Annotated in this window: 23 protein-coding genes and 1 other RNA gene; 14 read left to right on the forward strand and 10 right to left on the reverse strand. The window is 61.9% G+C overall.

What is annotated here, in order from left to right; translation table 11 throughout:
- Positions 1 to 58: 58 nt before the first annotated feature.
- Positions 59 to 466: a hypothetical protein gene (locus HF955_RS09565; protein ID WP_291074860.1), complete on the reverse strand. Its 408-nt coding sequence runs from the start codon at positions 464 to 466 to the stop codon at positions 59 to 61.
- Positions 467 to 587: 121 nt separating this feature from the next.
- Between HF955_RS09565 and HF955_RS09570 the strand changes: the two genes are divergently transcribed.
- Positions 588 to 935 (forward strand): DUF1428 domain-containing protein, encoded by a 348-nt coding sequence (locus HF955_RS09570; protein ID WP_291074862.1) that lies wholly within the window; start codon positions 588 to 590, stop codon positions 933 to 935.
- 234 nt (positions 936 to 1,169) lie between these two features.
- Here HF955_RS09570 and rnpB read toward each other — a convergent pair.
- From rnpB to HF955_RS09590, 4 genes are all read right to left on the reverse strand, one after another.
- An RNA gene (rnpB, locus tag HF955_RS09575) (RNase P RNA component class A) lies at positions 1,170 to 1,541 on the reverse strand.
- Positions 1,542 to 1,635: 94 nt separating this feature from the next.
- Positions 1,636 to 2,829: a DUF6236 family protein gene (locus HF955_RS09580; protein ID WP_291074864.1), complete on the reverse strand. Its 1,194-nt coding sequence runs from the start codon at positions 2,827 to 2,829 to the stop codon at positions 1,636 to 1,638.
- A gap of 182 nt (positions 2,830 to 3,011) precedes the next feature.
- Positions 3,012 to 3,827, reverse strand: coding sequence for an enoyl-CoA hydratase/isomerase family protein (locus HF955_RS09585; RefSeq protein ID WP_291074865.1), 816 nt, complete (start codon positions 3,825 to 3,827; stop codon positions 3,012 to 3,014).
- 89 nt (positions 3,828 to 3,916) lie between these two features.
- Positions 3,917 to 4,555, reverse strand: a complete 639-nt coding sequence (locus HF955_RS09590; protein WP_291074866.1) for a TetR/AcrR family transcriptional regulator — start codon at positions 4,553 to 4,555, stop codon at positions 3,917 to 3,919.
- A gap of 86 nt (positions 4,556 to 4,641) precedes the next feature.
- Here HF955_RS09590 and HF955_RS09595 point away from each other — a divergent pair, with 86 nt between their 5' ends.
- Both HF955_RS09595 and HF955_RS09600 read left to right on the forward strand, forming a co-directional pair.
- The gene (locus HF955_RS09595; RefSeq protein WP_291074867.1) at positions 4,642 to 6,165 is read left to right on the forward strand and encodes an amidohydrolase family protein; all 1,524 of its coding nucleotides are present in this window, start codon (positions 4,642 to 4,644) and stop codon (positions 6,163 to 6,165) included.
- A gap of 58 nt (positions 6,166 to 6,223) precedes the next feature.
- Entirely contained in the window at positions 6,224 to 7,402 is a 1,179-nt protein-coding gene (locus HF955_RS09600) for an acyl-CoA dehydrogenase family protein (protein ID WP_291074869.1), read from the forward strand.
- Positions 7,403 to 7,419: 17 nt separating this feature from the next.
- Here the strand turns inward: HF955_RS09600 and HF955_RS09605 are convergent, their stop codons facing one another.
- Positions 7,420 to 7,953: a hypothetical protein gene (locus tag HF955_RS09605; RefSeq protein ID WP_291074871.1), complete on the reverse strand. Its 534-nt coding sequence runs from the start codon at positions 7,951 to 7,953 to the stop codon at positions 7,420 to 7,422.
- Between the two features lie 151 nt (positions 7,954 to 8,104).
- Between HF955_RS09605 and HF955_RS09610 the strand changes: the two genes are divergently transcribed.
- Positions 8,105 to 9,064 (forward strand): YhjD/YihY/BrkB family envelope integrity protein, encoded by a 960-nt coding sequence (locus tag HF955_RS09610; protein ID WP_291074873.1) that lies wholly within the window; start codon positions 8,105 to 8,107, stop codon positions 9,062 to 9,064.
- Here the strand turns inward: HF955_RS09610 and HF955_RS09615 are convergent.
- Together HF955_RS09615 and HF955_RS09620 are read right to left on the reverse strand one after the other, a co-directional pair.
- Complete coding sequence (locus HF955_RS09615) at positions 9,043 to 9,792, reverse strand: N-acetylmuramoyl-L-alanine amidase (protein ID WP_291074874.1); 750 nt, start codon at positions 9,790 to 9,792, stop codon at positions 9,043 to 9,045. The genes HF955_RS09610 and HF955_RS09615 overlap by 22 nt on opposite strands.
- The gene (locus HF955_RS09620) at positions 9,792 to 10,694 is read right to left on the reverse strand and encodes a DMT family transporter (protein ID WP_027837059.1); all 903 of its coding nucleotides are present in this window, start codon (positions 10,692 to 10,694) and stop codon (positions 9,792 to 9,794) included. The genes HF955_RS09615 and HF955_RS09620 overlap by 1 nt, the downstream gene beginning before the upstream one ends.
- 103 nt (positions 10,695 to 10,797) lie before the next feature.
- Here HF955_RS09620 and HF955_RS09625 point away from each other — a divergent pair, with 103 nt between their 5' ends.
- The 7 genes from HF955_RS09625 to HF955_RS09655 all read left to right on the forward strand — a co-directional run bounded on the left by HF955_RS09625 (position 10,798) and on the right by HF955_RS09655 (position 17,852).
- Entirely contained in the window at positions 10,798 to 11,232 is a 435-nt protein-coding gene (locus HF955_RS09625) for a hypothetical protein (protein ID WP_291074876.1), read from the forward strand.
- Positions 11,233 to 11,354: 122 nt separating this feature from the next.
- The gene (locus HF955_RS09630; RefSeq protein ID WP_291074878.1) at positions 11,355 to 12,071 is read left to right on the forward strand and encodes a hypothetical protein; all 717 of its coding nucleotides are present in this window, start codon (positions 11,355 to 11,357) and stop codon (positions 12,069 to 12,071) included.
- A gap of 62 nt (positions 12,072 to 12,133) precedes the next feature.
- The gene (locus tag HF955_RS09635) at positions 12,134 to 12,694 is read left to right on the forward strand and encodes a class I SAM-dependent methyltransferase (RefSeq protein WP_291074880.1); all 561 of its coding nucleotides are present in this window, start codon (positions 12,134 to 12,136) and stop codon (positions 12,692 to 12,694) included.
- 8 nt (positions 12,695 to 12,702) lie between these two features.
- Positions 12,703 to 13,536: a DUF3445 domain-containing protein gene (locus tag HF955_RS09640; protein ID WP_291074882.1), complete on the forward strand. Its 834-nt coding sequence runs from the start codon at positions 12,703 to 12,705 to the stop codon at positions 13,534 to 13,536.
- 28 nt (positions 13,537 to 13,564) lie between these two features.
- Entirely contained in the window at positions 13,565 to 14,002 is a 438-nt protein-coding gene (locus HF955_RS09645) for an EVE domain-containing protein (RefSeq protein WP_027837063.1), read from the forward strand.
- 122 nt (positions 14,003 to 14,124) lie between these two features.
- Positions 14,125 to 16,857 carry a glycoside hydrolase family 3 C-terminal domain-containing protein gene (locus tag HF955_RS09650; protein ID WP_291074884.1) on the forward strand — a complete coding sequence of 911 codons (2,733 nt, stop codon included), beginning with the start codon at positions 14,125 to 14,127 and terminating at the stop codon, positions 16,855 to 16,857.
- A gap of 407 nt (positions 16,858 to 17,264) precedes the next feature.
- Positions 17,265 to 17,852: a TetR/AcrR family transcriptional regulator gene (locus tag HF955_RS09655; protein ID WP_291074886.1), complete on the forward strand. Its 588-nt coding sequence runs from the start codon at positions 17,265 to 17,267 to the stop codon at positions 17,850 to 17,852.
- 19 nt (positions 17,853 to 17,871) lie between these two features.
- On the opposite strand, the gene HF955_RS09660 is transcribed toward HF955_RS09655, so the two are convergent.
- Entirely contained in the window at positions 17,872 to 18,534 is a 663-nt protein-coding gene (locus tag HF955_RS09660) for a 2OG-Fe(II) oxygenase (RefSeq protein ID WP_291074888.1), read from the reverse strand.
- 34 nt (positions 18,535 to 18,568) lie between these two features.
- Positions 18,569 to 19,750, reverse strand: coding sequence for a glutamine-hydrolyzing carbamoyl-phosphate synthase small subunit (carA, locus tag HF955_RS09665; RefSeq protein WP_291074890.1), 1,182 nt, complete (start codon positions 19,748 to 19,750; stop codon positions 18,569 to 18,571).
- Between the two features lie 158 nt (positions 19,751 to 19,908).
- On the opposite strand from carA, the gene HF955_RS09670 reads away from it, so the two are divergent.
- The 3 genes from HF955_RS09670 (at position 19,909) to dnaG (ending at position 23,294) form a co-directional block, all read left to right on the forward strand.
- Positions 19,909 to 20,394, forward strand: a complete 486-nt coding sequence (locus HF955_RS09670; protein WP_291074892.1) for a GatB/YqeY domain-containing protein — start codon at positions 19,909 to 19,911, stop codon at positions 20,392 to 20,394.
- A gap of 94 nt (positions 20,395 to 20,488) precedes the next feature.
- On the forward strand, positions 20,489 to 21,277 hold the full coding sequence (locus HF955_RS09675; RefSeq protein WP_291074894.1) for a PRC-barrel domain-containing protein: 789 nt from the start codon (positions 20,489 to 20,491) through the stop codon (positions 21,275 to 21,277).
- A gap of 121 nt (positions 21,278 to 21,398) precedes the next feature.
- On the forward strand, positions 21,399 to 23,294 hold the full coding sequence (gene dnaG, locus HF955_RS09680) for a DNA primase (RefSeq protein ID WP_291074896.1): 1,896 nt from the start codon (positions 21,399 to 21,401) through the stop codon (positions 23,292 to 23,294).
- Positions 23,295 to 23,547 lie beyond the last annotated feature (253 nt).

Raw genomic sequence — 23,547 nt, forward strand, 5'->3', positions numbered from 1 at the left:
TGCGACGCCTGTGAGGGCGCTTCGGGGACAGTCTGTATTTTCATCAGGGCTGCGCGGGTCAGGTGTCCGGCAGAGGCAGCGCGCGCTCCGCGATCCGGCGCGGGCGGCGTGGCTTGCGGGCAATGACGAGCGGCGCGCTGTCGCGCTGTTCACCGGGATGCATCGGGCAGCCGCCTGTGAGGGCCCGGCGCCAGGCATTTGAAGGGGTGAAGCTGAAGGGATCGGGCGTCAGGTCTTCCGCGCGCCGGCCGATACGGACCAGACGGACCTGGCCCTGCACGTCAATCGAGACCTGGAACGGGACGCGCCGGCCATGCCGCGTGCGCACGTGAAAACGCAGTGCCACGACCTGCAGCCAGATCCAGAACCGGACGGGTTCGAGATGCGGCGGCAGGTCAAAAGCGAGCGGGGCAAACAGCCGGTCCATGCGCGCCAGTATACGCCAGGCCGCCAGGGGGGTGGACAAGGTTTCTGTCCGGATCAGTGTTCACGGCACAGGCAGCGCAGGAAAGTGTGGGACAGGACGTTCATCTGGCGTACCCTCGTGCCCGGGCAGGCAGCTGCCGGATCATTGGGGAGGAGAGAAGATGACCTATGTCGATTGTTTCATGGCGGCCGTGCCGGAGGCGAACAAGTCGGCCTACCTGACGCAGGCGAAGATGATGGCCGGCATGATGAAAGAGCACGGCGCGCTCAGCATTACCGAATGCTGGGGCGTGGATGTGCCGGAGGGCAAGAAGACCTCCATGCATCTGGCGGTGATGCGCGAGGCCGATGAAGGGATCGTGTTTTCCTGGGTGACCTGGCCCTCGAAAGAGGTGCGGGATGCGGCGTGGGCCCAGATGGAGGCCGATGCGCGGATGCAGGGCATGGAGATGCCGTTCGATGGCTCCCGCCTGATCTTTGGCGGGTTCGAGACGATGCTGGAAGCCTAGAGCGAGTCTCATGGCGTTTCAGATCGTGTCACGGCATGTCATGCGGTTTCATGGCGGGCGCGGTGCGGGCAGTGGAGCCCTCGCTTGCGCTTCGGGCCTTGTTTCCCTGCATTTGATCCTAGATCAAATGCTGCCGCTTTGCGGCACCGGGAGCAGCCCTTGCTTACGCTGCAGGCCTTTTTCCCCTCAATTCGATCCTCGATCGAATTGTCGCGCTTTGCGCGACCGGGGAAAAAGACCAGACGGCCTGTAAGCCGGGTTCTGTTCGTCCCTTGCGGGATCTGGCAGCCATTCCTCTGGGATGCCTGTTGCCAGGCACCTCACGCGACACACCCGGGGCGCGGGCGGAAAACGGCCCATGCGCGCCCCCTATTCGGTCTTGCTCCGGGCGGGGTTTACCGTGCCGGTCCTGTCGCCAGTCCCGCGGTGGGCTCTTACCCCACCCTTTCACCCTTACCGCTCCATGAAGAAGCGGCGGTTTGCTTTCTGTGGCACTTTCCCTCGGCTCGCGCCGGGCGGCCATTAGCCGTCGCCCTGTTTCCCTGGAGCCCGGACTTTCCTCCAACAGGCCGTTACCAGCCTGCCAGCGGCTGCCCGGCCGTCTGGTCAAGGAGCGGTACATAAAGCTGATGTTGAAATATGCAAGGTGTGGAAGCAATGCAATCATCTTTGCTGCAATAGCGTCAGAGGCCGACCGTCGCTAGTCGTACAGTCTTGGCAAGCCATACGTGTTCTCCAAATCATGAAGATACGAATAAGGATTGGAGACTTTTAGCTTTTTGCCCGATAGGTAGGATTTTACTCCGAGATCAATTGCTGCGATTGCGGCGCCTGCCCCAAGTGCGACCGGAGTGCCAAGCTGCGAAAATACAGCCAAGGCACCGCCGGCTGGTGCCGAAACGGTTAGTGCACGGATTGCGCCGTCCCATACGGTCTCAATTGAATTCAGGCTGGCTTCTTTCTTGAGTGCCTTCATTTTGGGGTCAATGTTAGTTTGATATATTTGTTGGGCTCGTTTCTCGATTGGTTCATCAGACTCGACCTCTGAAATAATGTTTCTGAAGTTCTGAAATTCTATGGACAGTTCCTGAAATTGCGTTTCTCTTCTCCTGCGGAATTTAAGTAGTCTTGAAATTGGCGTAGTTGGATCAACTTTCAGAGAGCGAAACGCTACATCTATAAGCGCTCCTGATGCACGATTATGGGTTGTGTCGACATCATCTTCGAAGAGGAACTGAGAACTAAGTCCATGCGACAACGTCTTACTTGTTAGTGGGGTTAGTGAGAGTTTCGAAGCGAGTTTCGCGGCTAAAGCCGTCATGTACGAATTTGCGAAGCTCTTATCGACCAGAAGCCACTCGCCGTCTTGATCACTATACGTGCGTGGTTGACTACGAAGAAATGATGGTAGTTTCTGCGGGTGCATTCGCGCCAACGACAACTCATTCAGAAGGTTGTGTACATCCGGAGACAATTTTGTGGTGGAGATCCGTTCCATCACGTCTGTAGGTTGACTGACTGTGTTGTAATCGCCGAATTGGTCACGTGTGGTGAGTGCGGATTGTAGCTTTCTTGCCAAACTTGAAACTGCATCAATCGATGGATTCCGATAATCTCGACCCACTTGCTGCATTGCGTATCGGATAGAGCCACGGGGTTTCGAAAGTCTAAGTATTTTTGTTCCAAGTTCTTCGGCAAACTCCGGGTGCTGATCGCAGTGAAGTGGTGATAGAAACCCTTCCGTAGCACAAACATGAGCATCAGTGTTTCGATATGGTTGAGCGATTTCAGAAGGCACTATGGTTTGGATATGGTCCCAAAATAGCACTGCGGACTTTAGCCACGCAGAGTCTCTGATATCTATGGTAGGATGATATAGTGCTGTACCCAACATTCGAAGAACCCCCAATTTGTTTTCCTAGTGAGCGAGAATTATTATGATCGTAGGGTTGAATCGTTGCGCCTGTAAATGCTGACCAGAGTTAGAGGGTCGTGTCCAGCCAATGCGGTAATCATTACTGTGACGTTCGATAGAGCCTTTAGAGTTAGATTTTGGCGCTTGTTAGAGCAAAATTTTCAGTCGCCGGAGAAATCCGGCGCGCGTTTTTCTAGGAAGGCGCGGATGGCTTCGGCCTGGTCATTGGACTGGCTAGCCAGAAGGAACTGGTCGCGGTCCATGAAGCTGGTGGCGAAGGCGAGAGGCTGGGCCGCCGTGTCGATGGCCTGTTTGGTCATGCGCAGCGCGATCGGGGGGAGGACCGCATAGGCACGGGCAAGGGCATTGGCAGCCATGATCGCCTTGCCCGATGCGGCCACCTCGTCCACAAGCCCCCAGTCCAGCGCGGTCTGCGCCGTCAGCTTGCGGCCCAGCATGATCAGCTGCTTTGCGCGCGACGGCCCCATCAGGGCGACGAGCCGGGGGACCGAGCGCCAGCTCATATTCATGCCGAGCGGCACTTCCGGCAGGCGGAATTCTGCCGTGTCCGAACAGATTCGGTGGTCACAGGCGGCCACCAGCGCCAGACCGCCGCCGATGCAGAAGCCGTCAATGGCGGCGATGGTGACCTGTTCAAGATCGGCCCAGGCCTGGCACATGTCCGGGCCGAGCCGGACAGCGCTGCGCTGCTGCAGCAGGGTCATTTCGTCCCGGCCCTTGCGGTCGGGATCCTTCAGGTCTGCCCCGGCAGAGAAAACGGATGTGCCGGTGAGCACGATGACAGAGCTGGAATCATCATCCGCGAGCGCCCGCGCCACATCCCGCAGCTCGGTCATGCCCTTAATGGACAGGGCGTTCAGCCCGTCGCCGCGATCATAGGTGATCGTGACGAGGCGGCCGGAGCGTTCCAGCGTGATGAAGTCGCCAAAGCGTTCTGTCGTGGGTGTGTCCGGCATATGTCCTCCCGTCCGGCCAACCGCCATTTTCGGCGTGTTTTCTATTGCTTTCAGGATCAGGGCGCGGACGGCGGGAAGTCAACCATCGATCAGGAGGTCAGCGACCGCCCCATCAGGTCTGACAGGAGCGTGTCGCGTTCCTCCTGCGAGAGCGCGCTGAAATTCAGGGGACGTTCGGCCCGGCCGGAAACGACGAGATCCGCCAGCCCGTGTGCCATTGCCCAGGAGGCCATGATGAGTTTCATCGCGCCGGGATCATCCGGCGGGTTCTCTCCGACCACGCTGCGCACGCCCGACATCAGCTTTTCATAGGCGGCGATGGACGCCTCTCCGAGTTCGGCGACACTGCGGTCGGGCTTTTCCGAACTGAACATCAGGCGGAACAGGGCCGGGTTTTCCAGCGCGAAGTCGATATAGCCGAGGCCTGCCGCGATCTGCTGGGCGCGCACATCGCTGTCTGCCCTGGCCTGCCGGGTCTCCTGCGCCTCGACCAGGCGACGAAAGCCGGAGGCGGCGAGGGCCGTCAGCAGGCCCTTGGCATCCTTGAAATGATGGGCCGGGGCGCCATGGCTGACGCCGGCCCGTTTGGCCACAGCGCGCAGCGAGAAGGATTCGATGCCATTCTCCGCCAGTTCAGCTTCCGCCGCGCGCAAGAGCGCCGTTTTCAGGTCGCCATGATGGTAGCGGTCTTTTGAGGCACGGCGCGAAGCGGTTTTTGATGCGGTCATGTGCGTACCATAATTCATAACTTGACACTGTCTAGATGTTTCGTTTAGGGGAAAATCTAGACAGTGACAAGATAAGTGGATTTGGGATGTTGAAATGGATCGTTCGAATAGGGCTGGGCCTGTGCGTGCTTGCCCTTCTGGGCATGGTGTCGACCTATGTCTTTATCGACCGCGAGTTGAACCGGATGTATGGAGCCTTCGTCGAAGTGGCCGAGCCGGACTTGCCGCCACCGGGGCCGGGAGCGTATGCGCTGGTGGATGTGAACGTGCTTGCGCCGGAGGGGGATGTGTTCGTGCCGGGGCAGGCGGTCGTGGTGGACGCGGGCCTGGTCCGGTCTGTCGTGCCCGCAGACTCCGTGCCGGCGGGGCTCGAGACCGTCGACGGGCAGGGGCGCTATCTGATCCCCGGCCTGACGGATTCCCATGTCCATCTCTGGCAAAGCGAGAATGACCTTCTGGTCTATGTCGCCAATGGTGTGACGCAGGTGCGCGACATGAACACGGTGCCGGTCAATCTGCGCTGGCGGGCAGAGATTGAAGAAGGCCGGATCGGGCCGGACATCTTTGCCGTTGCGCCGCAATTTGCGACCTTTGGCCCGATGGAGGGCGCCTTTGTCGGCTGGACCCAGCGCAAGACCATCGTCCGTACCGGGGATCAGGTGCACGATGCCGTGAAGGAGTTCTCGGATGAGGGATATGATGCGGTCAAGGCGAGCAGCTTTCTGGACAAGGCCGGCTATGAGGCGATGAGCGACGCGACCCGTGCGCAGGGCATCAAGCTGGTCGGGCATCTGCCGATTGCCATCGGACTGGACGACCTCTGGGCATCGAATCAGAGCGAAGTGGCGCATGTCGAGGAATTCGTGAAAATTCTGGACCGGGAGTTTGGCGGATACGGGCCAGACGAGGCCGACGCGTTCCTCGAATATGTCCGGGAGCGGAGCGGGGATGTCTCGGCCCGCATGATCGAGCAGGGCATTTCCGTGACCTCGACGCTGGCGCTGGTCGACAGTTTTCAGCGGCAGAAGACCGACCTGCATAGCGAACTGGATGCGGCCGAACTGGCCTACGAAAATCCGGGCATTGCCGAAGGCACGGTGATTACCTCGCGGGGCATGGGGTGGCTGCCGGAGGTTAATATCTATCGCTGGCCGGAGGGGCTGACCGATGACCGCAAGGTGCGCAGCCGGGTCTATTGGCAGGCCTATGCCGACGCGCAGCATATCCTGTTTGATGCCTTCCTGAAGGCCGGTGTGCCGATCATGGCGGGGACGGACGCCAATGTGCCGGTGCGTGTGCCGGGCTTCTCGCTGCATGAGGAATTCGTGGCATTGCAGGCGGCCGAGATGAGCCCGGCGCAAATCCTGGCGTCGGCGACATCGGTGCCGTCCGATTATATGGGGTCGAATGCCGGGCGTATCGAAGCCGGGCGAGAGGCGGACCTCGTTCTGCTGCGTGGCAATCCGCTGGAGGACATTGCCGCGACGCAGGAGATCGACATGGTCGTGCTGGATGGGCGCCGGCTGGACCGCGACGCGCTGGATGCGCTGCTGGAGTCCGTGAAAGTCGCCAATGATGCGAGCCGGAAGGTGGCCCTCGAGCAATTCTAGATCCCATCGCCCGACGTCAGGGCTGTGCAGGAGAAAGACGGCTGGTATAGCTGTGCCTATGTTCGATATTGAAAGTTACGACTCGATGATGGCGGCGCTGGACGCGCTGGCACCGGAACTGGCCGAGCGGGCCGCCGAGATGGAAGAGGTGCGCCGCCTGCCGGCTGACCTTGCGGACAAGATGGCGCAGGCCGGGGCGTTCCGCATGATGACGCCAAAGACCTATGGCGGGCTGGAGCTGTCGGCGCGGGAATTTGTCGAGGGCGTCGAGCGGATCGCGCGGGCCAATGCGAGCGCGGGATGGTGTTCCATGATCGCCTGCACGACCTCCATGAATGCGGCCTATATGGCGCCGGACATGGCGGCAGAGATCTATGCCTCTCCGATGACAATCACGGGCGGCGTGTTCGCACCGATGGGCCGGGCCGAGGTGGATGGCGATGGCTATCGCGTCACCGGGCGCTGGCAGTGGGGCTCAGGCTCAGCCAATTGCAGCTGGCTGGCCGGCGGCTGCATGGTGTTCGAGAAGGGCGAGATGAAGCGGCTGCCCTCCGGTGCGCCGGACCAGCGGATGATGGTTTTCCCGGCGAGCGATGCGACGCTGCACGATACCTGGCATGTCATGGGCCTGAAGGGGACGGGCAGTGGCGACCTGTCCGTAGACGGGATATTCGTGCCGAAGGCGCGCTCAGTGTCCCTGGTCACCGATACGCCGCACGAGACCGGGCCGCTGTACACATTCCCGGCCTTTGGCCTGTTGTCGCTGGGCGTGTCGGCGGTGGCGATGGGCAATGCGCGGGCGAGCCTTGATGCATTCAAGGACCTGGCCGCCGGAAAGAAAAGCCAGGGCAGCAAGAAGACGCTGGCCGAGCGCCAGACCATTCAGGCGGCCTATGCGGAGGCCGAGGCGAAATGGCGGGCCGCCCGCGCCTACATGATGGCAGAGCTGGACGAGACCTGGACTGTGGCGCAGGCCGTGAAGCCCGGAGAGGGCATTCCGGTAGAGCGCCGGGCGGCGCTGCGTATGGCATGTACGCACATGACACGGACCGGCGCGGACATCTGCCGCGCGCTGTATGACCTCGGCGGCGGCGCGGCGCTGTTCGAAGCCTCTGACCTGCAGCGCCGGTTTAGGGACTCCCATGCCATGACGCAGCATATTGTAACTGCGCCTGCGACATGGGAGCTGACCGGGCGGCTGCTGCTGGATTTGCCGACGGATGCGGGAATGGTGTGAGGGCGGCGCGCGCACCCTCAGCCATTCGGGAAGATCAGCGGCTCTGACTTTTTGCGGATCAGGTCGACCAGGTCTTCATCCATATACTGATAATCGTCCGGAATATCGAGCACATGCACCGGCTTGTAGGCGACTTCCTGGCGGAAGTCTGCGCGCAGGCGGTTGGCATGCTTGTCTTCCATGACGAGTATCACGTCAGCCCAGCGGATATCCGCCACGGAAACCTGCCGACGGGCAGATTTCGCTGTGCCGGCAGACCGGGTGGCCACACCGTCCATGCGGGCGAAGACGGCCTCGCCCGTCGGGCTGCGCCACTGGTTCTTCGAGCAGATGAAAAGCACGTTCACCGGTTCGATGTCTGCCATCAGTTTCTTCCATTCCTTTGGCGGCCAGATCTTTCCGAGCTGGCGCGCCCGATGCAGCTTGTTATGGCGCAGATAAAGCAGTTTCCAGTTCTTTTGCTCAAAGCCACGATGGGTCGGCGCCCGCTTGCGGTCGCCATGCTTGCGAGCGGCCACGCGTCGCGCGGCCCGGTTTTCGGGGTGTGTCATTTGCTTGTCCTCGATTGTGCGGGTCAGCAGCCGCGGCAATACGAGGAAGCGCCTGCATACCGCGAAAGGGCATCGCGCGGCAAGACCGGATCAAAAAGGGCGTGGCCGAAAAGCTGGGAGTGTTGCGCGAATTACGCCATACAGGGGGTTCATGATCGGAGGCCGCATGCTGAACTGGATCAAGAAACTGCCCGTGCCCCAGCCTGTGCGGCACTGGATGTTTGCGCCGCTCTGGTGCGCGATTGTGCGCCTGTCCAAGCCGGAAGTGCGCATCGTGACGGGTGGCATCAGCTTCTATGCGCTGTTTTCCATCTTTCCGATCGTCTATCTGACGCTGACCCTGTTGTTCGCCCTGTTGCCGGCGGATATCAGCCGCCAGCTGGGCGATACGGTGGACCAGGTTCTGGTGTCGGCCGTTGCCCCGCTGAGCAAGGCAGACCTGGACGTGATCCATGACGCCACGCCGCAGGCCGTGACCCTGCGGGCGGTGCTGGCCCTGATCGTTGTGTTCTATACGGCGAGTTCCGGGGCCAAGGCGGCCATCACCGGCATTCGCATGGTGGCCGGCAGCGAGCGCCGCACGCGGATCATCCGGTTTCAGGGCGTGTCGATCCTGATGACGGCATTGTTGATCCTGGCCGTCTGGATCCTCGGCGCCCTGCAGCTGATCCTGTCGCTGGTCACCGAGCGCGACGGCTATATCGCGTTCGAACTGGCGCAGACCGTGTCGGACATTGCCTCCACCCTGTGGCTGGGGAAGGGGGTTGCCTGTTTCGCGGTGTTCTATCTGATCATTGCCCTGTCGCTGCACGGACGGGTCAGCGGACACAGGGCGAAGGCGATGGGGGCGGCTGCCGGGGCGCTGGCCTGGCTGGTCGCGACCTGGGGCTATCACCTGTATCTGAAATTCAGTTCGCTCGACACATTCTATGGTGCGCTCGCCTCGGTGATCCTCGGTTTCATCTGGCTGTCGGTTTCGGTGTCATCGCTGTTGTTCGGCGCGGCATTGGCGGTCGAATGGGCGGCGCGCATGCAGCGGGAAGAGGTGATTGCCGAAGCCGACGAGGACGAGATGGACGCCGTCGAGGATCAGGCGGCGAACAGCGCGTGAATGACGCCGATGCGGCGCAGCGTGGTCAAATCCGCCTGACCGGTGACTTGCTCTGGCAGCCAGCGGCGCTGGAAGGCGGTGACGATCTTCTCGCAGGCCTCGCCATAGATGTCGGTCACGTCAAAGCCATAGCCAATCTCTGACAGCATGGTCTGAAGCCGCCACACGCTGGAGCCGGACGTGCCGCGTTCGAGCCCCTTGCCGATGATTTCTTTCGTCGTGCCGTCGAAATCCGGCCAAAGGCTGATTCCGGCGCGGGCGAGGCGCTCCCACGGGAAATGTTCGCCGGGGTCCTGCTTGCGCAGGGGGGCGATGTCGGAATGGCCGAGGATGCGTGTGGCGGGGATGGCGTGGCGGCCGAGAATGTCGTGGACCAGATCCAGCAGGGCATGGATCTGTGGCCGCGGATAGGGCGGCAGGCTGCCATCCGGCGCGCGGAAATCATGCCCGCCATTGACGATCTCGATGCCTATGGAGCGGGAGTTCAGATCCTGCTGTCCCTGCCAGCTGGCGACGCCCGCATGCCAGGCGCGCTTGTCCTCGTCGATCAGTTGCGTGATGTGGCCGTCTTCCCCGACCATGTAATGGGCGGAGACTTCAGCCTCCGGATCGCACATGCGCTCCAGCGCGTCATCCCCTGTGGCCATGCCGGTATAATGCAGCACCAGCATGTCGAGCGGATGCTTGCGCTCATTGAAGTTCGGACTGTCGATGCGCGTGACCTGCATCAGCTGCCTCCCGAGCCCATCTTCTTGACGATGGCGGCATCCGGCAAGGTCTTGTTCTGGCGCACGGCAATCACGAACACACCGGTCAGGGAGATGACCGAGCCGAGTACGAGCCGGGCGGTGATCGGCTCGTTCAGGAGGATGATGCCGAACACGACGCCCCAGATGGGGGTCATCAGGGTGAGCGGCGAGAGCAGGGAAATGTCGTATTTCTTGATCAGTGTATAGAAGCCGCCATGGCCGAATATGGACACGCCGACCACGGCGAAGAGCCAGGCCAGGCCGAGCTGCCAGCCGCCCCGTGTCACCGAGTCCAGCTGGCCGGATTCCAGCAATCCGGATGTGATGAAGAGGGGGGCGAAGCTGAACAGGCCGACCCAGGCCTGCAGGCGCAGTGCCTTGATGGGGGCCATGCGTTTCATCAGGATTCCGCCGACCGAGCCGACAAAGGCGGCAATGGCGATGAACAGGAGCCCGATCGACGTGTTGAAGCTTTCCGGATCGAACGCGATCAGGATGACACCGGCAAAGGACAGCATGATGCCGAGCCCGCGCCGCCAGCCGATCGTCTCGCCGAGAAAGGCCATGCTCATCAGCGTGGAGAAGGGCGCGCCAAGCTGGCCGGTGATCGAGGCGGCCGAGGCTTCGGCATTCTGGAGGCCGATGAAGAGCAGGGCGAAATGCAGCGCGCCGATGAACATGGCGATCATGAACAGCATTTTCAGGTCTTCCGGCCGCGGGCGCAGGAAGGCGACCAGGAACAGGGCGACGCCGGCGAAGCGCGTGGCTGCGAAGAAGATGGGCGGCACGCCGACATCAGCCACGATCCAGCGCGTGATGACGATGTTGAGGCCCCAGACAAGGCAGACGGCGAAGAGAAGGACGAAATCGCGAAATGACATATTCTGGGCGTTAGCAGGATTTATCCGGGCTGGGCAGGGGAAATAAGGGTTTCCATTTTCAGGCGCGCCGCTAGGCTTTCCTGTCAACCAGGAGGAGTTCTGCATGGTCCGCCACGCTGTTTGCCTTGTTGCAGTCATCGCCCTGACGGGAGCGGTCGGGCGCGCTGTCGGCGATGAAGGCCCGGACGATGTGCCGTCGAACGATGTTGAAGTGGTGCAGCCGCCGGCACCTGAATATCCCGGGATTGCGGCGGCATTCCGCGCGGAAGGCTACTGCGAGGTGCGGTTCAGCCTGTATAATTACGGCAAGGAAATGAGCATTGACGACCTGTCCTGTTCCAGCGCCGTGTTTTGCAAGGCGGCGCTGGACGGAATGATGGCCGCAAAGTTCAAAGTGACTGATGTGCCCGGCACCAATACGCCTGGCGCGCGCCATGGTATTGTCTATCCCATTGCCTTTGCGATGGAGGATGGCGGTGAGTTCAACCGGGACAAGGTCGAACGCATCAACTGCCTGGGTACCGGGGCCATTATGTAGCGCTTATTCCCGGCTGGAACTGACCCCTAGGTGAAGCGCTTATTAGAGGTTAATGTGCGCGGGTTGGGTGACAGGCATGGGCGGTCGCCGGGGAGGGCGCCTGCTCAACAGGAGGTGGTGTAATGGGACTGATCTGGTGGATTTTGCCAGCGATTGCGGCTGTGATCGGCCTGATGTTGCTGTTTGCGGGCTTTGGCAAGCTGGCGAAACTGAAAGCGGGATCGGGCGCCGTTCGCCTGACCTTCGGGGCGGGTTTCCTGGCGCTGGCCGGTGTGGTCGCCTTCGCCGGACTGAACCTTCAGACCTACAAGCGCCTGACCAAGGAACGCTACGCCGCCAATGTGAAATTCACGGCCGTAGAGGGGGAGACCAATGCCTACACGCTGGACCTGACCTTCTCCGATGGACGCAAGCTGGTACAGGCCAACGGGGCCCAGCCCGTGCTGCGCGGCAACGAGTTCGAGATCGGCGCACAGGTGATCAAGTTCAAGCCGATGGCCAACATGCTGGGCTATGACTCGATCTATCGCCTGGATTTCATCGAGGGCCGCCTGTCGCGTCGTTTCACGCCGGATTCGGTGACCGAGGCGACCACGAACGGCATTGCGCTGGCCGCCAATCCGGGGCTGGACGTGCACCGCATGGCGCAGGAGCAGGGCGGACGGTTCGGCATTGATGCGCAATACGGCTCCGCGTCCTACCAGCCGATGGGGGACGGGTTCGAATATGTTGTGAACATCACGCAGGATGCCCTGATTGCTCGCCCGACCGAGGCGACCAAGGCGCGCCTGCAGAAGCAGGACTATCCGGGCTTCAACTCGATGGAGCCGGATCAGTGAACCCGTGGGACCGTTATGTCGTCCCGCACCTGGTCTCGTGCGCCTGCAGCACGAAGCCGATCATGAAGCAGCGCCAGAAAGTGGTGCCTCAGGCCAGCGGATGCGTACTGGAAATCGGCTGCGGGTCCGGCACCAATTTTGCGCTCTATGACGGCAACAAGGTGGACCAGCTCTACGCACTGGAGCCATCCGAAGTAATGGTGGGCAAGGCCCGTCGCGAGGCCGGGCGGCTTGGCATCGGCCATCATATCGAATTCCTGCAGACCGGGGCGGAAGCCATTCCGCTGGAAGATGACAGCGTAGATACGGTGGTGATCACATTTGTGCTGTGTACCATTCCGGACTGGGAAGCCTCTCTGAAAGAAGTGCGCCGTGTGCTGAAGCCCGGCGGGCGAATTCTGTTCTCGGAGCATGGACTGGCCCCGGACGAAGGCGTTGCGAAATGGCAGCGCCGGGTCGAGCCGGTCTGGAAGCCACTGGCGGGCGGCTGCCATCTGACCCGGGACACCGAGGCCATGTTTGCCGCTGCCGGGTTCCGCCTGGACCAAGCCGAGACCATGTATCTGCCTTCGACGCCCAGGATTGCCGGCTTTGTCAGCTGGGGTTCTGCCATTCCGGTATGACCCCACCGATGCGCCGACCTCCCTTCTTGCCCTTTCTGGACGGTCCGCCCGGCATCGCGCCGGGCCTGAAACCGATCGCGCAGGATGACTGGCTGCTGCCGGATTCCGAAGCCGGGGCTTGGCTGGACGCGAAGCGGGCCCTGATGACCCGGCAGCGCAAGGATGTTTTCGCCGCGCTGGAGGCAGACGCCGAGATGGCCGAATGCGCCGCCGCCGTGCTGGCGGTCACCGGGCCGGCGAGCGGGACCTGGCCCACGCCGCTGGAAGCGGCATCATCGATGGTGTCGGATGATCTTTGCGTAATGATCCGCGGCGAGGACGGCCTGTGGCGGCTGCGCGCCGCGAGCCTGTGCGCACCGACCTATTGGCAGCTCGCGGTGAAGTTCAACCAGCCGCTGGGCGGGCTGCACAATCCCGTGCCGGGCGGCGATCCGGGGCTGGCGAGACGGATTTCCCGGATCTTTGACGGGTTGCGGCCTGGCATGCTGCTGGAGCGCTGCAACTGGTCGGTCCAGCCTGGCGCCGACCGCTTCACGCCCAGTTCGGCGCCCTTGAAGGCGCTTGCGGCCGGAATGGATGCGGCGGATGCGCTGGACCAGCTGCACTTGCGGGTGGAGCGCCAGACCATCTGCAAGCTGCCGGAGACCGGCACCGTCCTGTTCACGATCCGCGTGGTGATGGATCCGCTGCGCACCGCGCTGGCCGGACCCGGTCATGTGGACGCCTTCGAGGCGGCCTGGAAGCAGGTCGATCCGGCCATGTATCGCTACAAGGGCTGGCAGCTCTATGAGCGCCTGATCGCGGCTGCACTGGACGCAGCCCGGAATCCCGTTAGGTCCTGAACTGGCAAGACATGATGAGGCAGGATCGATGAAATACTGGCTGTTCAAATCCGAACCCGACGCGTGGAGCTGGGACCAGCAAAAGGCCAAGGGCGATGAAGGCGAGGAATGGAATGGCATCCGCAATTACCAGGCCCGCAATTTCATGCGCGAGATGAAGATCGGCGACCGGGGATTCTTCTATCACTCCAACAAGGGGCTGGAAGTGGTTGGCGTGGTGGAGATCTGTGCCGAGAGCGCGCCGGATTCCACAACCGACGATCCGCGCTGGGACTGTGTCCATGTCAAGGCGCTGGCCGACATGCCGACGCCGGTGAAGCTGAAGGATGTGAAGGCCAATCCGAAACTGGAAGACATGAGCCTGGTGACTTCGTTCCGCCTGTCGGTACAGCCCGTGAAGGCGAATGAATGGAAGGAAGTCTGCCGCATGGGCGGGCTGGACCCGAAGACGCTGAAGCCCGTTTGAGGTCGCTCGAAAAAAGCTCGAAAAGCGTCTGGCGCAAAAAATGTTAGCGTGCAACAATACGCCTCGATAAGGGGGTGTTTCGAGACGTGTTCGCCCCTGAGAAACGTCACAGGGAGAGCGACATGGCTATGCGTCGGCATGGAATACTCAATAAATTCAATCTGTTGGGGGCTGCGGCCTCGGTGGCTCTGCTGGCGGGTTGCGCCACCGAGCCGGCCGGAGCGCCAGAGGCAGATGCCGTGGAGGCGCAGGCCGAGGTGGCGCCGCAGATTCCACCCTATATGGACGCCTCCCTCAGCCCTGAAGCACGGGCAAAAGACCTGGTCAGCCGGATGACGCTGGAGGAAAAAGCCAGCCAGATGTACGACAAGGCCGCCGCGATCCCGCGCCTCGGCATTCATGAGTACAATTGGTGGAACGAGGCGCTGCATGGCGTGGCGCGCGCGGGCCACGCCACGGTTTTCCCGCAGGCCATCGGCATGGCGGCCACCTGGGATGAAGACCTGATGCTGGATGTGGCGACGGTGATCTCCGATGAGGGCCGGGCCAAGCACCATTATTACGCCTCTGAAGGCGTCTACGCCATGTATGGCGGCCTGACTTTCTGGTCGCCCAACATCAATATCTTCCGCGACCCGCGCTGGGGCAGGGGGCAGGAAACCTATGGCGAGGACCCGTTCCTGACCGGCCGCATGGCCGTGAACTTCATCAATGGCATTCAGGGCAATGACGAAAAATACCTGAAGGCCATCGCAACGGTGAAGCATTATGCCGTCCATTCCGGGCCGGAGCCGTCGCGCCACCGGGACGACTATCACGCGTCTGATGCCGACCTCTGGGAAACCTATCTGCCGGCCTTCAAGATGGCCTTTGACGAGACCGATGTCGGCTCGGTCATGTGTGCCTACAATGCCGTCTGGGGCGCGCCGGCCTGTGGCAGCGAACGCCTGATGGTCGACCTGTTGCGCGACGAGTTGAAGTTTGACGGCTATGTCGTCTCTGATTGCGGCGCGATTGGCGACTTCTACTATGATGAGGAAAAGCATGCGGCGGGCGAAGCCCCGTATGCGGCGCATGATTATGTCGACACCCGTGCCGAGGCCGCCGCGCTGGCCGTGAAAATGGGCACGGACCTGAATTGCGGCGATGGCGAAGGCAACAAGATGGATGCCCTGCCGGAGGCTGTGGCGCAGGGCCTGATCGACGAGGCGACCATCGATCAGTCCGTCGAGCGGCTCTACACCGCGCTGTTCCGGCTGGGCATGTATGATGATCCGGCAGACGTGCACTGGGCACAGACGCCGCGCGATATCGTGGCCAGTCAGCCGCATATCGATCTGTCGGCGGATGCGGCGCGGCAGTCCCTGGTGCTGTTGAAGAATGACGGCATCCTGCCTCTGGCAGCGGATACCAAAGTTGCCGTGATCGGTCCGAATGCAGACAATTGGTGGACACTGGTGGCCAATTATTACGGCCGCCCGACCCAGCCGGTGACGGCCCTGGAAGGCATCAAGGCGAAGATCGGCGCGGAGAATGTCACCTATGCGGTCGGCTCGACCATCGCAGGCGACAATTATTCGGATTACAAGCCTGTGCCCGCATCGGCCCTCTACCATGAAGATGCCGACGGCAATCTCGTGCCGGGCGTGAAGGCGGCCTATTACGACAACAAGGAACTTGAAGGCGCGCCAACGCTGGAGCAGGTCGAGGCGAATATCGACTTCTACTGGGACCGCACTCCCAGCACGGGCGGGCTGAATGACGAGTTCAGCGCGACCTGGGATGGCGTGATTGTTCCCGAGGCCGATGGGGTTTACCGCTTCCAGCCTTCGCGCTGGACTGAAGTCGAGATCAATGGCGAAACCGTCGGTGAGATGGACGGTATCGAGATGAAGGCCGGCGAAGCGCATACCGTGCACATGGTGCTGAAATTCGACAGCGGCTGGCCGCGCGACCAGCTGGACAAATATGCCTATCTCAACTGGACCGATGTGTCGCGCGATCTCGAAGCCGAAGCCATGGCCGCGACCGAGGACGCAGACGTCATCCTGTTCTTCGGCGGCATCGATGCCAATCTCGAGGGCGAAGAGATGGGCGTGGAACTGGACGGCTTCCTCGGCGGCGACCGCACGCACATCAAGCTGCCGGAAAGCCAGGAAAAGCTGCTGAAGAAGCTGCATGCCACCGGCAAGCCGGTCGTGATGGTGAATTTCTCCGGCTCGGCCATGGCGCTGAACTGGGAGGACGAAAACCTGCCGGCCATTGTGCAGGCCTTCTATCCGGGCGAGCAGGCCGGCAAGGCCATCGCAGATCTGCTCTGGGGCGAGTTCAGCCCGTCGGGCCGGCTGCCGGTGACCTTCTACAAATCCGTGGAGGATCTGCCGGACTTCCTCGATTATTCGATGGCCAACCGGACCTACAAATATTTCGAGGGGGAGCCGCTCTATCCGTTCGGTCACGGCCTGTCCTATACCGGGTTCGGATATGGCGACCTTTCGGTGCCGTCAGAGCATGATGCCTCTGCCGCAATGCCGGTCAGCGTGACAGTGACGAATACCGGCAACATGCCGGGCAAGGAAGTTGTCCAGGTCTACATCCAGCACAAGGACCGGGCGCATGCGTCTGTGCCGCGAATCGAACTGGCCGCCTTCGAGGTGGTCGATCTGGCACCCGGCGCGAGCGAGACGCTTCACTTTGACCTTTCGCCCGAGCGGCTCGGTTATTACGACACGGACGGGCAGTTCGTGACGCCGGAGGCCGGGGAGGCAATCGTGAGCATTGGCGGTGGACAGCCGGGCGCTCATGCCGAAGTGGCTTTCAAAAGCGCGACTGTGCGCTTCAAGCCTGGCGGCTGAACCACGCGCCAGACAGTCGTCGCACAGTCTGAACATATCAGGGGGCCTTCCAGTCGGAGGGCCCCTTTTTCTTTGGGGTTTATTGAAAACGATTGCGAATGACTTGCATCTGGATTCCATTACTGTAGTAATTAGTACAGTAATGGGTTGGGATCCGATGGGTTTGGGGGGCTTTGAATTGCTAGCTGTAGCGGCCTGCGCCCGAAAATGGAAAGACGGTTACGGAGCAAGACATGCTGCCCGTCTCCGTAACCGTCCCGCGTCCCACTTTGGCAATGCGGTATCGGAATGCCACCCAGCCTGGTGTCTCGTTGGCGGTACCGGGTCGGAAACATTGCGTTTCCGAAACTCCACATTGGTAAATTTACATACCACTGGTATGTTAGCTCGACAACCGAAAAGCTAGTATGGCCAGCCCGAGATCCAAAAGAGCCAGCGAAACGCGCGCCGCCATTCTGGAGGCAGCCCGCCAGCGTTTCGCTGATGAAGGCTTCGAAGCGAGCCTGTCCAGCATCGTCATGGATGCCGGGATTACCAAGGGTGCGCTGTTCCATCATTTCGAAAACAAGCAGGCGCTTTACCTTGAAGTGTGGCGCAATCTGCAGACCGAAATGGACCGGGACACGCAATTGGTGGCCATGCAGAACCGGTCCGTGGAAGACCCCTACCAGGCCATCCTGGCGGGCTGCCGGCGGTATCTGGAATGGGTGTCACGCCCGGACTTCCAGCGGATCGTGCTGATCGAGGGAAGGGGCGTGCTGGGCATGTCCGAATGGATGTCCTCCGACCGGGATATCAGTCGGCAGAACATATTGGGGGCGGTCGACTATCTCGTCGAACGGGGACTGATTGCACCGGAGCGGGCGGCGCCCGTGGCGGCGATCATCCAGGGCGCGCTGCACGGCGCGGGCATCGCGCTTACCCGAAAACTGCCGGGCGTCACGATGGAGTCCATTTTCGACGTGTTCGAACGACTCCTGCGCAAGCTCGACTGAGGCGGGCGCCCGGGCGAGGTCAGGCGATCGGGATGGCCAATCCGTCCGCCGCCTGGTTGACGCGCCACCAGCCGGCAATTCCGTAGCGGAGCTGCGCTGTGGGCTCGACCGCATGCGGGATGGTTTCGGACAGCATGAACACGACGCCGCCGCCTTCGGGCACAATCCGGGCCGCGGACGGATCGGCGTCGCCTGCGCCTTCCGGCCAGATCACAAGCGCGCCGCCGAGATCGGCGTGCCAGGCCTTGTTGAGATAGAGCACCATGGACAGGATCCGGTTGCGGGCGCCTTCGAAACTGTCGAGGTGCCGGTCATAGAAACCACCCTCCGGATAGACCGCGTAGCAGGCCTCGAATTCGAACAGGCCCAGCATCAGGGCGCGGTTCAGCGTTTCCCGCCATTGCTCCGCCCACGTCATGAAGGCGGCCTGCGCTGCGCTGGCGCCATCCAGCCAGGTGATCCGGGTCTTGCGGACGGAGCGGTCGACCTGGAAACTGTCATCCCGGCCAATCCCGGCAGGCGCGAGGGCGGCCTCTGCGTCCAGCAGGTGAATCTCCTCGCGCAGCGCCGCCAGCAAGGCGTCGGGCAGCAGGCCGGGCTGCCAGGACCAGCCCTTGCCAACGAGATCATCGATCACGCAGCCGACACGGTTGTCACCCGGCAGGGGAAGGGGCGCGGTCATCAGGGGCCGGATTGTCGCGGGCGTCTGCCGCGCGTCAGCCCTTGTGGGCCGTCATCAGGTCGGCGAACCGCTGGAACAGGTAGAAACTGTCCTGCGGGCCGGGGCTGGCTTCGGGGTGATGCTGTACCGATATGATTGGCCGGTCCTTGACGGCGAGGCCGGAATTGGTGCCGTCGAACAGGGAGCGGTGGCTCTCTTCCACGCCCTCCGGCAGGGTCGCCGGATCGACAGTGAAGCCATGATTCATCGACACGATCTCGACCTTGCCGGTCACCAGATCCTTGACCGGATGGTTGGCGCCGTGATGGCCCTGGGGCATTTTCATCGTCTTCGCGCCGAGGGCGAGTGCCAGAAGCTGGTGACCCAGACAGATGCCGAGAATGGGCAGGCCCTTGTCGATGACCGCACGGATCATGTCGCCGGACCGGGCAATTGTGGCTGCCGGATCGCCGGGGCCGTTGGAGAAGACGACGCCGTCCGGATTGAGGGCGAAGATTTCTTCAGCCGTGGCATCGCCGTTGACGATGCTGGTGCGGATGCCGGCCTGGGCCAGATTCCGCAGAATGTTCTTCTTCACGCCGAAATCGACCACGACGACATGGTGCAGGGCGTCTTCCATGTCGCTGTAGCCGCCGGACACTTGCCAGAGGCGCTGGGCATTCTCGAAGGGCGTGTCGGTGTCGACCCCCGCCGCCAGATCGGCCGCTTCCAGACCCTGCCAAGCACGGGCCGCCTCGATCAGGGCGTCGAGATCGATATTGCCGTCCGCCTTGTGGCAGATCGCGGCGTTCTGCATGCCCTTTTCACGCACGCCGCGCGTAATGGCGCGCGTATCCACACCGGACAGGGCCACAATGTTGCGGTCTGCCAGCCAGTCCCCGAATTCCTGCCCGGACCGCCAGTTCGAGGCCGGCGTGATCGGCTCGCGGAAAATCGTGCCGCAGGCCCCGCCGGCACCGGGCACCGAGGATTCCTCATGATCGTCCGGATTGGCGCCGACATTGCCGATATGCGGAAATGTGAACAGCACGATCTGCGACGCGTAGGACGGGTCCGTGAGGATTTCCTGATAGCCCGTAATCGCTGTATTGAAACACAATTCGCCGACATGAACCCCTTCCGCACCCGCGCCTGTGCCGAGAAAAACGGTACCATCGGCGAGGGCGATGGCTCCCGTCGCGGTTGAGCTGGCTTGCTTTTTGCTCTGATCGGACATATTTCGCTTGCCTTCCGGGATCATTGTCAGACGGTTAACTCTCTCCGACGACAGTTTTTCCGGGTAATGGGACTGAGTCCCTGCAACGTCAAGCGTCGTCGAGCGTTGCTGGTGTGAAAGGCGTATTTTGAATGGGCCAGGAAGATAAAACTGAAGTCATGTCGCTGAAAGCGCGCGTGGCTCAGGCACTCAAGACAGAGCAGGAAAAGAACGAAGGCTGCACCACGCGCCTGTCGACCCTGCGCCTGATTGATGCTGCCATTCGCGACCGGGATGTGTGTGCCCGCGGGCGCGGCGACAGCGAAGGCTGTCCGGAAGCCGATGTCCGCAATGTGCTCGACACGATGATTGCGCAGCGCGAAACCGCAGCGCGTGAGCATGATGACGCCGGCCGGATCGAGGATGCCATCCGCGAGCGCGAGGAAATCGAGATCATCCGCGCTTTCCTGCCGGAGCCGCTGTGCACCAAGGATTTGCAGGCGGCCGTGGACGAAGTGGTCGAGGATCTGGGGGCCACGAAGCTGAAGGATATCGGGCGCTGCATGTCGGCGCTGAAAAAGCGCTATCCCGGCAAGATCGAATCCGGCACGGCCGGCAAGGCCATGCGCAAGGCGCTGACAAGCGGAAAAGCCGCCACCAAATAGGCGCCTGCCGCGCTGGTTAATTCTGCGAAAGGTTGGAACAAAGCCTCCGAGGGGTCCGTTGATTGTGTGTTGAACACAACGAAAGGACTTTGAAATGAAACGGCTTTTTCTGACTACGAGTGCGGCAGCCCTGATGCTTGGCGCAGCAGCCTGTTCCGGTGCAGACACCCCAACCCAAACGGCACAGACCGAATCGGCCACGATGACCGAAACCGCCACCTATGATCGCGACTATACGAGCGAAAACGGTATGACCGGCGACATGGACATCGACCGTGACATGGAAGACCGCGAGATCGAGCGAGCTGACATTGAGCGTGCCGAATACACGCTGGCGTCTGGCGAATTCCTGACCTCTGAACTGATCGGTGAGGACGTGACCGATGCGAATGGCAAGGAAGTTGGCGAAGTTGAGGATGTCCTGCTGGCATCCGGCACCATGCAGCCGATGCTGGTCATCCGTGACGGATTTGCCGGAGATCTCCACACCGTGTCCTTCGACCAGGCTTCGATCCGGTTTGATGAGGAAAACGAGCCGGAAGCCTATATGGATCTGACCGAGGAGATGCTCGACGATCTGCAGGAGTTCGAACAGGACGGCCTGAATGATTATCGCCTGGCTTCGGAGATGACCGGAACGAATGTCAGCCTGGCCTTCAATGACAAGGATGTGCGGATCACGGACCTGATCATGAAGTCCGACGGGCAGGTGAAGTATGCGGTCGTGTCCGATGGCATTGTGGACGCTGTCACCGAGGAGCGCATGCTGATCGACCCGGCCAAGATCCTGATTTCCCAGGGCGATGGCGATGGCAGCATGGTGATCGACCTGACCGAGCAGGAATATGCCAGCGCCATGAGCTTCACGGCTGATCTCGACTGATCTGCTGCAGCAAACCTGACAGAAGGCCCCGCCAGTGCGGGGCCTTTTTTGTGGGATTCAGCGTGCCCAGCAGACTGCGGCCCGTTCCCCCTTTTCCCCAATGAGGCTACACTGCGCCGGCATGAGTTCCTCTGTCCGCATCCCTGATGGCTTTGTCGATGAGCTGAAGGCCCGCATCCGGCCATCGGATGTGATCGGCCGCAAGGTGAAGCTGACGAAGAAGGGCAAGGAATGGGTCGGCCTGTCGCCATTCACGAATGAGAAGACGCCGAGCTTCTACGTCAATGACCAGAAGCGCATCTTCAAATGCTTTTCGTCCGGCATGGGCGGGGACGTGATCAGCTTCATCATGGAGACCGAGCGCCTGTCCTTCATGGAAGCGGTGGAGAAGCTGGCCGAAGAGGCGGGCATGGAACTGCCCAAGGCCGATCCGCGCGCCGCAGAGGCCTATGATCATCGCAAGCGGTTGCAGGAAGTCTGCGAAGCGGCAGCGGCCTATTTCGAGGAGCGCCTGCAGTCGTCGGAAGGCAGCGCCGCGCGCGACTATCTCGAGGGCAGGGGGCTCAAGCCGCTCGCCTGGAAACGTCATCGGCTCGGCTATGCGCCGGATGACTGGCGCAAGACGATCAACCACCTGAAATCCGAGGGTTTCACGCAGGCGGAAATCCTGGAGGCCGGCCTGGCAAAGGAAAGCGACCGGGGCGGAGAGCCCTATGATGCGTTCCGCGGGCGGCTGATGTTCCCGATTCCCGACAGCCGGGGCGGTATCATTGCCTTCGGCGGCCGGGGCCTGACCCCGGATGCCAAGCCCAAATACCTGAACTCCGGCGACACGCCGCTCTTCCACAAATCCCGCGTGCTGTATCGCTACAAGGCGGCGCGTGAAGCGCTGGGCCATGGCGAAGACGGCGGCTTGATCGTCTGCGAAGGCTATATGGACGCCATTGCGCTGACAGAGGCGGGCTTCGGCCAGGCGGTGGCGCCGCTCGGCACGGCGCTGACCGAAGAGCAAATCAGCCTGTTGTGGCGGGCCGGACCGGAGCCGGTCCTGTGCTTCGATGGCGACCGTGCCGGACTGGGCGCGGCCTATCGCGCGGTGGACCGGGCCCTGCCGCATGTCGAGCCCGGCCGGTCCCTGTTCTTCGTACTGCTGCCGGACGGCATGGATCCCGACGATCTGATCCGCGAGCGCGGACCGGCAGCCATGGGAGAGGCGCTCGAGGCGCGGATTGCCCTGTCGGAACTCTTGTGGCTGCGGGAGCGCGATGCCGAACCGCTGGACACGCCGGAGCGCCAGGCGGGGCTGGAGGCGCGGCTGATGCAGGCCGCCGCCCAGATCCGGCATCCCGGCGTGAAGGCGGCCTATGAGCGCGATTTGCGCGCGCGCATGCGCGACCATTTCTGGCAGATCCGGCAGGCCAAGCGGCAAGGCGGATTTACCAAGGGCAAGCCCGGCGGACGGGGGCCGGGGATGGGCGCACAGGCCGGACTGCCCACACAGGCCAGCGGCCGCCAGAACCCCGGCATGCTCCTGCTGATGCAGGCCATCGCCAATCCGGACATCCTGTCGGGCATGGAGGAAACGCTGATCGCGGCGGATTTCCGGAATGAGACGTCCAATCGGCTGCGGGACGTGATCGTGGATTTCCTGATTGATGACCGCGACCTGACCTTCGAGGCGGTGGTCGACGAGCTGAGGCGGGAGGGGCATGAGGCGGACCTGTCCCATATCGATGTGTCCCGCATATCCCGGATTCGCACCGACGAGCCGGCCTACCGGTCCTGGAAGGCTGCGGTGGAGGTCTTCATTCCGGTGGAAACCGCCCCATCTGCGGATGACGAAGTGCGGCGTCTCAAGCTGAAACGCCGTCTCGTTGCCGAGCGCCGCAAGGCGCATGAGGAGCGCATCCTCGTCGACCAGCAGGAGAAGGCGATGGGCAAGGCCAATATCGGCGATTTCTGGAAACAGTTCGAAGCCAAGAACCCCTGGTTCAAGTCAGACGGGTCCGGGAATTAGTCACAGGGGCCCCAAACACAGAAATCCCTATTGACCGCTACGCAAACAGTGCCCATTTACAGTATCTTGGGAACATGTGCGCTGCCAAACTGCTCAAACACTCACCTGCGACGCCTCTGAACGCGGTCCGAGGACCCGAGGCAAAGGAACGGCCAAAGGCCTTCGAGCAATCCATGGCAGCCGGACGTTCGCACGAGGCTGGTCCTGACTCTGGCACGGAAGATGCTGCGAGTGAGGGATCGACCCTGTTGCC

Source organism: Hyphomonas sp. (assembly GCF_017792385.1).
Lineage (GTDB): Bacteria > Pseudomonadota > Alphaproteobacteria > Caulobacterales > Hyphomonadaceae > Hyphomonas.

Coding starts and splice junctions, on each gene's coding strand:
- HF955_RS09625 (WP_291074876.1), top strand. CDS start 10,798: ATGGTCCGCCACGCTGTTTGCCTTGTTGCAGTCATCGCCCTGACGGGA.
- HF955_RS09645 (WP_027837063.1), top strand. CDS start 13,565: ATGAAATACTGGCTGTTCAAATCCGAACCCGACGCGTGGAGCTGGGAC.
- HF955_RS09670 (WP_291074892.1), top strand. CDS start 19,909: ATGTCGCTGAAAGCGCGCGTGGCTCAGGCACTCAAGACAGAGCAGGAA.
- HF955_RS09635 (WP_291074880.1), top strand. CDS start 12,134: ATGAAGCAGCGCCAGAAAGTGGTGCCTCAGGCCAGCGGATGCGTACTG.
- HF955_RS09655 (WP_291074886.1), top strand. CDS start 17,265: ATGGCCAGCCCGAGATCCAAAAGAGCCAGCGAAACGCGCGCCGCCATT.
- HF955_RS09570 (WP_291074862.1), top strand. CDS start 588: ATGACCTATGTCGATTGTTTCATGGCGGCCGTGCCGGAGGCGAACAAG.
- HF955_RS09630 (WP_291074878.1), top strand. CDS start 11,355: ATGGGACTGATCTGGTGGATTTTGCCAGCGATTGCGGCTGTGATCGGC.
- HF955_RS09660 (WP_291074888.1), bottom strand. CDS start 18,534: ATGACCGCGCCCCTTCCCCTGCCGGGTGACAACCGTGTCGGCTGCGTG.
- HF955_RS09615 (WP_291074874.1), bottom strand. CDS start 9,792: ATGCAGGTCACGCGCATCGACAGTCCGAACTTCAATGAGCGCAAGCAT.
- HF955_RS09675 (WP_291074894.1), top strand. CDS start 20,489: ATGAAACGGCTTTTTCTGACTACGAGTGCGGCAGCCCTGATGCTTGGC.
- HF955_RS09610 (WP_291074873.1), top strand. CDS start 8,105: ATGATCGGAGGCCGCATGCTGAACTGGATCAAGAAACTGCCCGTGCCC.
- HF955_RS09595 (WP_291074867.1), top strand. CDS start 4,642: ATGTTGAAATGGATCGTTCGAATAGGGCTGGGCCTGTGCGTGCTTGCC.
- HF955_RS09600 (WP_291074869.1), top strand. CDS start 6,224: ATGTTCGATATTGAAAGTTACGACTCGATGATGGCGGCGCTGGACGCG.
- carA (WP_291074890.1), bottom strand. CDS start 19,750: ATGTCCGATCAGAGCAAAAAGCAAGCCAGCTCAACCGCGACGGGAGCC.
- HF955_RS09605 (WP_291074871.1), bottom strand. CDS start 7,953: ATGACACACCCCGAAAACCGGGCCGCGCGACGCGTGGCCGCTCGCAAG.
- HF955_RS09580 (WP_291074864.1), bottom strand. CDS start 2,829: ATGTTGGGTACAGCACTATATCATCCTACCATAGATATCAGAGACTCT.
- HF955_RS09590 (WP_291074866.1), bottom strand. CDS start 4,555: ATGACCGCATCAAAAACCGCTTCGCGCCGTGCCTCAAAAGACCGCTAC.
- HF955_RS09640 (WP_291074882.1), top strand. CDS start 12,703: ATGCGCCGACCTCCCTTCTTGCCCTTTCTGGACGGTCCGCCCGGCATC.
- HF955_RS09650 (WP_291074884.1), top strand. CDS start 14,125: ATGGCTATGCGTCGGCATGGAATACTCAATAAATTCAATCTGTTGGGG.
- HF955_RS09620 (WP_027837059.1), bottom strand. CDS start 10,694: ATGTCATTTCGCGATTTCGTCCTTCTCTTCGCCGTCTGCCTTGTCTGG.
- HF955_RS09585 (WP_291074865.1), bottom strand. CDS start 3,827: ATGCCGGACACACCCACGACAGAACGCTTTGGCGACTTCATCACGCTG.
- dnaG (WP_291074896.1), top strand. CDS start 21,399: ATGAGTTCCTCTGTCCGCATCCCTGATGGCTTTGTCGATGAGCTGAAG.